10 protein-coding genes are annotated in these 10,661 nt (G+C 65.4%); 4 read left to right on the top strand and 6 right to left on the bottom strand.

Annotated features, from left to right (window positions below):
• Positions 1–53: 53 nt before the first annotated feature.
• A complete protein-coding gene (gene recG / locus VMS96_07760; protein HVP43313.1) occupies positions 54–2,249 on the bottom strand; it encodes an ATP-dependent DNA helicase RecG in 2,196 nt (731 codons plus the stop codon).
• 87 nt (positions 2,250–2,336) lie between these two features.
• On the opposite strand from recG, the gene VMS96_07755 reads away from it, so the two are divergent.
• The 3 genes from VMS96_07755 to VMS96_07745 all read left to right on the top strand — a co-directional run bounded on the left by VMS96_07755 (position 2,337) and on the right by VMS96_07745 (position 4,877).
• Positions 2,337–2,570, top strand: a complete 234-nt coding sequence (locus tag VMS96_07755) for a hypothetical protein (GenBank protein HVP43312.1) — start codon at positions 2,337–2,339, stop codon at positions 2,568–2,570.
• Positions 2,571–2,641: 71 nt separating this feature from the next.
• Positions 2,642–4,120, top strand: coding sequence for a sensor domain-containing diguanylate cyclase (locus VMS96_07750; protein ID HVP43311.1), 1,479 nt, complete (start codon positions 2,642–2,644; stop codon positions 4,118–4,120).
• Positions 4,121–4,163: 43 nt separating this feature from the next.
• Positions 4,164–4,877, top strand: coding sequence for a PilZ domain-containing protein (locus VMS96_07745; GenBank protein HVP43310.1), 714 nt, complete (start codon positions 4,164–4,166; stop codon positions 4,875–4,877).
• A 59-nt stretch (positions 4,878–4,936) separates the two neighbouring features.
• Here the strand turns inward: VMS96_07745 and VMS96_07740 are convergent, their stop codons facing one another.
• From VMS96_07740 to VMS96_07730, 3 genes are all read right to left on the bottom strand, one after another.
• Entirely contained in the window at positions 4,937–5,458 is a 522-nt protein-coding gene (locus tag VMS96_07740) for a DUF6580 family putative transport protein (GenBank protein ID HVP43309.1), read from the bottom strand.
• 194 nt (positions 5,459–5,652) lie between these two features.
• Positions 5,653–6,720 (bottom strand): metal-dependent hydrolase, encoded by a 1,068-nt coding sequence (locus VMS96_07735; GenBank protein HVP43308.1) that lies wholly within the window; start codon positions 6,718–6,720, stop codon positions 5,653–5,655.
• Positions 6,721–6,849: 129 nt separating this feature from the next.
• The gene (locus tag VMS96_07730) at positions 6,850–7,512 is read right to left on the bottom strand and encodes a DUF1579 family protein (protein HVP43307.1); all 663 of its coding nucleotides are present in this window, start codon (positions 7,510–7,512) and stop codon (positions 6,850–6,852) included.
• A 122-nt stretch (positions 7,513–7,634) separates the two neighbouring features.
• On the opposite strand from VMS96_07730, the gene ligA reads away from it, so the two are divergent.
• Positions 7,635–9,680, top strand: a complete 2,046-nt coding sequence (gene ligA, locus VMS96_07725) for an NAD-dependent DNA ligase LigA (GenBank protein ID HVP43306.1) — start codon at positions 7,635–7,637, stop codon at positions 9,678–9,680.
• Here ligA and VMS96_07720 read toward each other — a convergent pair whose 3' ends face one another.
• Positions 9,681–10,328, bottom strand: a complete 648-nt coding sequence (locus VMS96_07720; protein HVP43305.1) for a VTT domain-containing protein — start codon at positions 10,326–10,328, stop codon at positions 9,681–9,683.
• Between the two features lie 51 nt (positions 10,329–10,379).
• Positions 10,380–10,661 (bottom strand): molybdopterin-binding protein (locus VMS96_07715; GenBank protein HVP43304.1); only part of this gene is annotated, 282 nt, incomplete at its 5' end.

Raw genomic sequence — 10,661 nt, 5'->3', positions numbered from 1 at the left:
GGCAGCTTGCGGTAGAGATCGGCTTTCGTCGGAGCCTTCACGTGCGGCCTAGTTTACCCGACTTCGACCAGACCATAGCGCCGCTGCCAATGGGCCTTGAGGTGGGCCATGGCGCGGGCCTTGTCGTCGGCGGAGATCTGCGGGTCGGAGCCGTTGACCAGGGCGGCGGCGTCGCGCTTGGCGAGCTCCAACAGCTCGCGGTCGCGGACCAGGTTGGCGATGCGGAACTCGGGCATGCCGGCCTGGCGAGTCCCGGCCAGTTCGCCGGGGCCGCGCAGCGCCAGATCGACCTCGGCGATCTCGAAGCCGTCGGTGGTGCGCACCATGGTGTCGAGGCGCCGCTCGCCCTCGGGCGAGACCTTCGGGCCGGTCATCAGGATGCAATAGGACCGGGCGGCGCCGCGGCCGATGCGCCCACGAAGCTGGTGCAACTGCGCCAGCCCGAAGCGCTCCGCGTGCTCCACCACCATGACGCTGGCGTTGGGAACGTCCACTCCGACCTCGATGACGGTGGTCGAGACCAGCACGTCGATCTCGCCTTTCTTGAACTGCGCCATCACGCGCTCCTTCTCCTCGGGATCCAGGCGCCCGTGCAGCAGCCCGACGCGCAAGTCGGGAAAGACTTTCTTGCGCAGCTCGTCGTACATCTTCACCGCGGCCTTGAGCTCGGCGGCAGGCTTCACCTCGAGTAGGTCGGGCTGCAGCACCAGCGCCGGCTCGTCCTGCTTCGACTCCTCGATGACCGGATAGACCACGAATGCCTGCCGGCCCCTGGCCACCTGCTTGCGGGCGAAGTCCCATACCTCACCGGCGCGCTCGTCGGTGACCCGCCGGGTGACGATGGGAGTGCGGCCCGGCGGGAGCTCGTCGAGCACGCTGACATCGAGGTCGCCGTAGAGGGTGAGCGCCAGCGTACGCGGGATGGGAGTGGCGGTCATCACCAGCACGTCGGGATCGAGCTCGCCTTTCTTCATCAGCTTGAAGCGCTGCATGACGCCGAAGCGGTGCTGCTCGTCCACGATCACCAGCCCAAGCTTGGCGAAGTCCACCTTCTCCTGGATGAGCGCGTGGGTGCCGATGACGAGGTGGACGTCACCGCGCGCGATGTGGCGGCGGGTGTCGCGCTTGCGGTCGTCCTCCATCGAGCCGCTCAGCAGGACCATGCGGTAGCCGGCGTTCTCGAGGATCTGCCGCGCGGAGATGTAGTGCTGGGCGGCGAGGATCTCGGTGGGCGCCATGAGCGCCGCCTGGTAGCCGTTTTCGATGGCGATGATGGCCGCCTCGAGCGCGACGATGGTCTTGCCTGAGCCAACGTCGCCCTGCAGCAGGCGGCGCATGGGCGAAGGACGCGCCATGTCTTCGGCGATCTCGCGCAGCACCTTCTTCTGCGCGTTGGTGGGATGGAACGGAAGGACCTTCTTGATCGCTTCCCGCACCTTCTCGTTCAGCTGGAAAGAGATCCCGGGCTGCTGGCGCAGGCGCCGGCGCTTGAGCTCCAGCCCGACCTCCAGGAAGAACAGCTCCTCGTAGATGAGCCGCTGGTGGGCGGGCGTGCGCGCATTCTGCAAGTCGGCGAACGCTTCGCCCGCCTCGGGGAAATGCACGCCCTGGAATGCCTGGCGGCGCGGCGCCAGGCGGTGGCGCGCGATGATGGCCGGCGGCAGGCCGTCCGGCACCTCCGGCGCCAGGGCCGCCAGCGCCCCGTGGACCACACGCCGGAACCAGCGCGTGGTCAGCTTGCCGATGGCTTCGTAGATGGGCACGATGCGACCCACCTCGAGCGATTGCGCCGCCAGTTCCTCCGGGTCGGGCTCTTCGCCCGGCCCCGGCGGCTCGCCGATGATCTCGAACTGGGGCTGCACGATCTGCAGGCCGCGGCCCTTCTTTTTCTGTTCGACCTTGCCGTAGAGCGCCACCAGTTGCCCGGGCTTGAAGCGGTCGCGCAGGTACTCGGCGCGGAACCAGATGCAGGTGAGCGCGTCGCGTCCCTGCCCGACGGTAAGATTGGCGATCCAGAAGCGCGCGTTGCGGGCATAGAAGAGCCCGAAGGTCCGGACCTCGGCGATGATGGTGGCCATCTCGCCCGGCCGGAGCTCCGCGATCCCGCGCGGGTTCAGCCGGTCTTCGTAACGGAAGGGCAGATAGTAGAGCAAATCCTCGACGGTCGAGATGCCTTTGGCGGCCAGCGCCTCGGCGATGCGCGGGCCGATCCCCTTCACGTATTGGACGGGAGTCGAGAGCTCGAGCATGAAGCCCCAGTTTCAAGTGTCGAGTCCCAAGTTTCAAGGACAATGCAGAGGCACCGCGACGCACGGGCAACAAAACAGCGCCGCGCGGTGTCTCTTAGGGTATTGCGCAATTTCTGGAAATCGCTGGTTGCGGTGCTCGCGGGCAATGCCCTTTACTTCCTGCTGATGCCGCAGCTCCCGCCGGCCGCGCGGCATGCGCCCGGGCGGCTCGACCTCGGGCTGGCCGTCGATCTATGGTTCTGCCTGGTGGCCTACGGGCTGATCGAGCTGTTCCGGCGGCGGCGTTCCCGCAAGATGGACGGCCCCGGCCGGCGCTTGTGACCAAAGGAACTTGCCGGGATGCGGCGGTTCCGCTGTAGAATCCTCCCGCCGTCCGCATCGTCGCAGCATCCATGCAAAAGATCGCCATACTCTACGACGCCAGCCAGGCTGTGCTCTCCACCTTCGACCTGGACGAGGTGCTTGCGAAGATCCTGGATATCCTGCGCGACTACTTCCACTTGGGGAACGCCGCCATCCTGCTCCTCGACCGGCAAAAGCAGGAGTTCTACGTGCGTGCCCAGGTGGAGTGGGACCCGGCGCACAAGCAGGTGCGCATTCCGCTGGGCAAAGGGATGATCGGCAACGCCGGGAAGCTGAAGCGGCCGATCTACGCCGCAGACGTCAGCAAGGACCCACGCTACATTGCCAACAATCCCGCCACCCGATCCGAACTGGCCATACCCCTGATGGTGCGCGAGGAAGTCGTGGGTGTCCTGGACTGCCAGAGCGACAAACTCGACGCTTTCGACCAGGAGACCATCGATCTGCTCACCCTGTTCTCCACCCAGGCTTCCATCGCTTTGCAGAATGCCGAGCTCTACACCCTCGAACAGCGCAAGGCGTCGCAATTGGAGGCGGTCAACGCGATCGCGCGGCAATCCACCGCCGTGCTCGAACTCAGCGAGCTGATGGAGAAGGTGTGCCGGGTGATCGTGCAGTCTTTCGACGTGGACCAGGTCGCCATCCTGCTCAAGGAGCAGGACAGGCTTGCGGTGCGGGCCCACGCCGGCAACCTGACCCCGGTCATGCCCATCGGCAGCATCCTTCCCCCGGGAGCCGGGCTGTGCGGGCGCGCCCTGCTGACCGGCAAGACGGTGGTAGAGAACGACGTTTCGGTCGTGATCGGCTATGTGCCGGGGGTGAAGGAGACCGCCTCCGAGATGTGCATCCCGCTCATCGCTTTCGGCGAGACCCTCGGGGTGCTGGCGCTGGACAGCGCCACCGTCGGCGCTTTCCCGGAGGAAGACGTGCCGACCCTGGAATCGGTGGCCGACATGTGCGCCACCGCCATCCAGAACGCCCACTACTACGAGCGGGTCCGCCAGATGGCATATTTGGATGGGCTCACCGGCATTTTTAACCGCCGCTTCTTCGAGCTGCGCATGATGCAGGAGATCGAGCGCGCCAACCGCTATCAGCTGAGCCTGTCGGTCATCATGATGGACGTCGACCACTTCAAGCGCATCAACGACGAGTTCGGCCACCTGCTGGGGGACGAAGTGCTCAAGCAGATCTCGCGCCTGTTCGAGCAGCATCTGCGCAAGCCCGACGTGCTGTGCCGCTTCGGCGGCGAAGAATTCGCCGTGCTGCTGCCGGAGACCAACGGGGAGAACGCCCGGGCCGTGGCGGAGAAACTGCGCCAGATCGTCGCCGGGTTTCCCTTTCCGGGAATCCCGCGGCCGGTGACCTTCAGCGCCGGCGTGGCCGAGTTCCCGCGCCACGGACGGACGCGCGACGAGCTGGTGCAGGCGGCCGATGCCGCCCTCTATTCCTCGAAACAGTCCGGCGGCGACCGTGTCCAGCAGGCCCCGGCCAGGGCCTCGGTGTGATGAGAGTTGCGAAGTTCGTGATGACAACGGAGAATACGGGACCATGACCTCCAAGCCGGCACGGGTAAGCACGGCATCGGTCGCGCAGAAGGCGCTGGCGCGGGTGGCCATCATCGGGTTGAGTCACGCCGGCGGCGCGATCCTGGCCGATTGCTTCAAGCAGTTCGGCATCCAGAGCGTGGCCGTGGCTGGCGACGAGATCGGCCGCCTCAGCCGGGAGAAATTCGATGCCTGCGTGGTGCGGTTGGACGACGAGGCGGAGCCCGTCCTGGAAGCAGTGCGGACGTCGCGGTCCAATTTCCGCGTCGTCATCTACGGTGTCTGCAAGACGGCGCAGGAGGCGCTGCGCTTCTCCCGCTATTCGGTCAATGCCGTGGTTGACTGGCCCATCGAGCGGCAGAACGCGCTCAAGGTGGTGCGCGCCACCCATCTGCTGGTCCTCCACGAATTCCGCCGTTACGTGCGCGTGCCCATCGTCTCCGAAGTGCGGGTCAAATTAGAGACCGGCGGGGAGGTGCGCGGGAGTTCCCTGGAGATCAGCGGTGGTGGCATGTCCATCAGCGGCGGCAGCGGCGTGGCCAGCGGCCAGAACGCCACCGTCACCTTCGCGCTCCCCGAGATGGCCGAGGTCAGCATCCGCGGGCTGGTTTGCTGGACCCGCCCCGCCGACACCGCCTTCGGCTTCCGCTTCGATAACGCCGACGAGTCGCGCTACCACGTCCGCCAGTGGATCGACGACTTCATCTCCCGCTCCTGATCAGCGCAGAAAGCGAAAGGCACGGCCTGGGGCCGTGCCTTCGCTTGCCACCTCAGGATCTAGGCGGCGCGTTCCTTCGCTTCTGCCGGACGCAGCGCCGGGAGCGCCAGCGGGACCGCGAACATCACTGCGGCGAAGAGCAGGTCGGATACGAACTGGTTGCGGAAGAACGGAAGGGCGGCCACGTAGCACGCGGCCAGGCCACCCAGCGTCTTCGGATACATGTTCCACACCGCCCACACGGCGAAATTGCTGATCGCGAAGAACGCCACCGCGGCGGCCACGGTCACGCCGGCCACGGGCAACGGGCGGACCCTGCCCTTGAGCAGCGCTCCGCCCGCCCAGAGCACAAGCGCGTACCACGCCCAGGTCACCAGGATGTCCGCCGTGAACGGATAGCCATAACTGCTGCGGGTGAGATAGACATCGGTGGCGGCCAGCAAGGCCAGCGGGACCCACATCCACCTGCGCGGCATGTAGGCGCCAAAGAACAGCAACGCCGGTCCGACCGGGGCAAAGGCCAAAGGACGGAAAACGATGCGGGCCACGATCACCGCGAGCACAAGAACGTACGCAAGCATGGTCACCTCGCTACAGCAGGATGAACATTCTCTATTCCGGGGGGAGATGCGTCAAGCGCGGTTCTCCATCCCGACATTAACTGGCGTCATGCTGAGCGGTTCAACCGCGAAGCATCTCGCGTGCAGGGTTTGTGGATTGTGCGCGCGAGATCCTTCGGCGCCAAGGCGCCTCAGGATGACGCCCAAGGGCGCTGTCATTTCACTTTCTGCACTCTGCTCCCGAACCGTTCCTCGATTTCATGCAGGTCCTTGTCCAGGATGACCGCGGAACGCAGCGCGCTTCCGCGCTCGGGATAGGAGTAGCGCAGGTCGTAGAACCGGACCTCGTACGTGCCGTCGGGACGCTGCTCCTGTTCGGTCAGGGGATACTGCGCCCAATCCAGGTACACGCGTCCGAGGTAAGTTTTCTTGGCGGCGATGGTGGCCGGCGTCTCTTCCGGCTTGTAGCGGATGCGCGCCTTGCTCTGCGGATCGATCTCCGGCCCGGACGAGTCCACGACGACCATTTCGAACAGATTCGCGGTTTCGGCCACGCCATGCCACTTGAAGGGGCTGAGCCCGTAAGGGAAGGCGGAGACGCGGACCGCTTCCGCGCCTTCATACTCTGTCGATTGCATGAGTCGGATCGCCTTGCGGTGCTCGTAGTCGCGGCCCCCCCAGAGCACGACGATGGCGACCAGGGCGAAGATGGCCCCGCCGCGACCGCGCGGGCCTTTCTTGCGCGACCCGATCTCCTCGTTGACCAGGCGGAACAATCCCGGCACCAGCAGGCCCAGCAGCAGCGCCGCCCAGATCAGGCCATCGTAGATGTTGACGATGTCCCACGAGTACCAGCGATAGCTGAAGGGCATGAACGGCCGCACGCCGTAACTGTTGGTGTAGTCGAGCAGGATATGGACCAGCCCGGAGAGCACCGCCAGCAGGTAGATCATGCCCCAGCGTGGCCGGCGCTCCGGCGGTGCGTTGCCCGGGGGACATCCGGCACAGCCCATCGGCCCCGGTTTCGCGAACTGTTGTGCGATCCTCCATAGGGCGTAGACAAGCGCCAGCACCAGCGCGGCGACCAGTGGGGCGCCCACGAACGTGTGGGTGATGCCGCGGTGATGCCCGAAGTAGAAGACCGGCCCCTTGCCGAGCCAGAGGATGTCGATGTCGGCGGCTTCCGCGGCCAGCACCAGGGTGGTGGTGGCCAGCGGCGTGGTGCGGTTCAGTCCGGCGCGGGCCAGGCACGCCCCGGTCAGGAAGTGGGTGATCGGTTCCAAGCTCTAGGCGAGCGCTCCGTTCAGGAAGATGACAGCGAACATTCGATGCTACAGGACGCCTGCCGCCGCACAAAGTTCGGCGTCGGAAAGAAAGGGCCGGGCGCACCCGGCCCCCTGAAGGAGTTGCTCCTATTTCTTCGCCGGCATTTCTTCCTTCTTCGCTGCCGGAACTGCCGCCTTGCCGGTGCGCTTGTAGACGATGGTCATCTCTTTCTTGGCCTGTTCTGTAGTGGGCCCCATGCCCATCTCGAAGGTGATGGCGTCGGGCTTGATGTCGGTATATGCGCTGGTCATCACCATCTTTTGCCCGCCCTGGTCCATCGGATAGGGGTCACCCACGAGCTTGTCGCCCTGCCACTTCATGCTGCTCACCATGCACTCGGTCATCATGGTGTCGCACCAAGTCCCCTTGAATGCGCCGGCCTTGGCATCCCACCAGGTAACGCCGTGGCCGCGGAACGGTCCCATGGAGCCGTGCGGCGAATCGTATTCCTCGATCAGCGACAGTCCTCCGGGACCGGGCTTGAAGGTTGCCGTGGCCTTGCCTGTGGCGCCCTTTGGGGCCATCGGATTAGGCTCGACCTTCTCCTCCGCTGTCCAGCTCCCCGAGAACATCTTGATCAGTTTTGTGATCTCCGGTCCTGGTTTTGCCGCCGGCGGCGGACCGCCCTTGTTCTCCATGGCGGCGTGTTCGTGCTTCATCTCGCCCTTCTTGTCAGCCTTCTTCTCCTGCGCGAAGCCCCACAAGGAAGCGAATCCCAAGATCAAGACTGCGAGAAACAGCTTCTTCATTGACGCACCTCTTCTCCTCATTTGAACCGCTTGGAATGAGCCCGAATCGAGCGCCGAAAACTATAGCCGAACTGAGGCCAACGTCAAGTTGCCGGATGTGCACGGGCAAATATAATCGGGACATGTCCGCGCCCAGGGACGTGCAGAAGAAGATCGACAAGCTGCGCGACCAGATCCGTTACCACGAGCATCGCTACTACGTCCTCGACGACCCGGAGATCTCCGACGCCGAGTTCGACCGGCTGATGCAGGAGCTCAAGCGGATGGAGGCGGAACACCCCGAACTGGTGACACCCGACTCGCCGAGCCAGCGCGTGGGCGGCAAGCCGCGCGAGGGCTTCATCAAGGTCCAGCACTCGCGCCCCATGCTCTCGCTCGACAACGCTTATGACGAAGAGGAGCTGCGGGCGTGGGACCGTCGCGTCCACGAGCTCAGCGGGCGCAAGCAGGTGGAGTACGTCTGCGAGCTGAAGCTCGACGGTCTTTCCATGGCGCTGCGCTACGAGGAGGGCAAGAGTGGGCGCGGCCGCAGCGAGTTCGTGCTGGGCCTCACCCGTGGCGATGGCGCCATCGGCGAGGACGTGACTGCGAACCTCCGGACCATCCGCTCCGTCCCCCTCTCCATCCCGGCGGCCACGCTGCAGAAGGCGGGGCTGCCGCCCACGTTCGAGGTGCGCGGCGAGGTCATCATGCCGATCGCGGCCTTTGGCCGCATGAACGAGGAGCGCGAGCGGCAGAACCTGTCAAAGTTCGCAAATCCTCGGAACGCTGCCGCCGGCGCGGTGCGCGTGCTCGATCCCAATGTCACTGCCTCGCGGCGGCTGGACCTGTACTCCTATTTCCTGCTGGTGGACGGACGCACCTGCTTCCCGGAACATTCGCGCTCGCTCGAAGCCCTGAAGATCGCGGGCTTCAAAGTCAACCCGCTGTGGCGCCTGGCGAAGAGCATCGACGAGGTCTGGAAGCTGGTCGGAGAGCTGGAGCCGAAGCGCGAGGAGCTCGGCTACGAGATCGACGGGGTCGTGGTCAAGGTCAACGACACGCGCTTGTGGGAGGAGTTGGGCTACACCGGCAAGGCGCCGCGTTGGGCCATCGCCTACAAGTACGCCGCGCGTGCCGGCGTTACCAGGATCGAGGACATCGTTCCCCAGGTGGGACGCACCGGAAAACTCACGCCGGTCGCGTGGCTTACGCCGGTCCCCATCGGCGGCACCACCGTGAGCCGGGCCACACTGCATAACATGGACGAGATCGAGCGCCTGGGCGTGCGCATCGGCGACTGGGTGACGGTGGAGCGCGGGGGCGACGTCATCCCCAAGGTGGTGGGCATCGTCGAGGACAAGCAGCATCCCCGCGGCGCCAGGCACTTCAAGATGCCGGAGCGCTGCCCGGAGTGCGGCGGGCACGTGGTGCGGACCGAAGGCGAGGCCGACCATCGCTGCGTCAACGCCAACTGTCCGGCCAAGCTGCGGGAAAGCATCCTGCACTTCGCCTCGCGCTCGGTGATGAACATCGAGGGTATGGGCGACGCGCTGGTCAACCAGCTCTGCGACAAGAAGCTGCTCAAGAGCGTGGCCGATATCTACTCGCTCACCAAGCAGGACCTGCTGGAACTGGAGCGCATGGGCGAGAAATCGGCGCAGAACGTCCTCGACGAGATCGAGAATTCCAAGAAGCTGCCGCTGGAGCGCGTCATCTACGGGCTGGGCATCCGCTTCGTGGGCGAGCGCACCGCGGAATTCCTGGCTGAGCACTTCGGTTCCATCGACGCGTTAATGAAGGCCAGCGTCGAGGAACTGCAGCAGGTGAACGAGGTCGGGCCGCGCATCGCCGAGAGCATCCGCGCCTTCTTCGACGAGCCTAAGAACGTGGATCTGGTAAAGCGGCTGAAGGCCGCTGGTCTGCAGTTTGAGGGCACGAAGAAACGCCGCGGCACGCAGCTGGCGGGCAAGACCTTCGTCCTGACCGGGACGCTGGCGAACTACTCGCGCGGCCAGGCCAAGAAGATGATCGAGGACGCGGGCGGGCGGGTCTCCGGCTCGGTCAGCAAGAAGACCGATTACGTGGTCGCCGGCGACGAGGCCGGCTCCAAGCTCGACAAGGCGCGCGAGCTCGGGGTCAAGGTCATCGGGGAGAAAGAAATGCTGGAGCTGGTGGGGAGATCGTAGCTACTTTTCCGCCTGCTCCAGTTCGTGCTCCATCTCCACCACCGGCGCGCGCAGCAGCCGGTACAGAACATAAATCAGCACGATAGCGGCGACGCCGATGGCGATGGTCACCGGCAGGTGCTCGCGCGCCATCCTCCCGACCAGGCTGACCACGTGCGGCCCGAAGGCCAGCACCAGCGCCGAGAGGATCCCGAAGCGCAGCACGCGCCCCAGGAAGATGGCGCCCAGGAACGCAGTCACGTGCATCTCGAAGACGCCGGCGGAGAGCACGAACAGCTTGAAAGGCGTGGGCGGGGGAAGCATCGAAGGGATCATCAGGGCGAAGAATTCCTGTTTCTCGAAGCGGTCGCGCATCTTCTCCATGCGGTCTTTGCTGATGCGCTTGGCCAGCAGCAGCTCTCCGCCCTTGTATCCGATGACGTAGAGCGGCAAGCTGCCCAGCGCCGAGCCCGCCGACGCCATCAGGATGTACATCCAGAAGTGCGCCTGGTCCGAATAGACGTAGCCGGCGACCACGGGATCCATCGGGATGCCCATGAAGGCGGCGTCCACGAAGGCGATGCCGAAGACACCCCACGCCCCCAGCGGCTTGAGCACACCCCAGACCCAGGCGGTGTAGCGGGAAAGAAAATGCTTCAACCAGTGCATGAGGAAACGTCATTGTACGCGAAAGGGAAGATGCGCCTGCGGGGGAAGGGATCAGGAGCGCGACTTGGCGTGCGCCGTCTTGCCCCGCAGCAGCTCCAGCGCGTGCGGCAGCAGATCGATGACTGCAGCCAGCGATTCGGTCGCTCCGCCCGGGCTGCCCGGCAGGTTCAATACCAGGCTGCGTCCCCGGGTGCCGCAAAGGCCGCGGCTGAGGGCCGCCAGCGGAGTTTTCTTCGCGCCTTCAGCACGCATGCGCTCAGCGATACCGTCCACCAGGCGGTCGCAGACCGCGCGTGTAGCCTCCGGGGTGACATCGCGCTCAGCGACGCCGGT

The sequence above is a fragment of the Terriglobales bacterium genome, from assembly GCA_035543055.1.
In the GTDB taxonomy this organism is placed as follows: Bacteria; Acidobacteriota; Terriglobia; order Terriglobales; family Acidobacteriaceae; genus JAIQFD01.
The sequence above is the reverse complement of the archived record's forward strand: the minus strand, read 5'-3'. Positions and strand labels throughout refer to the sequence as shown.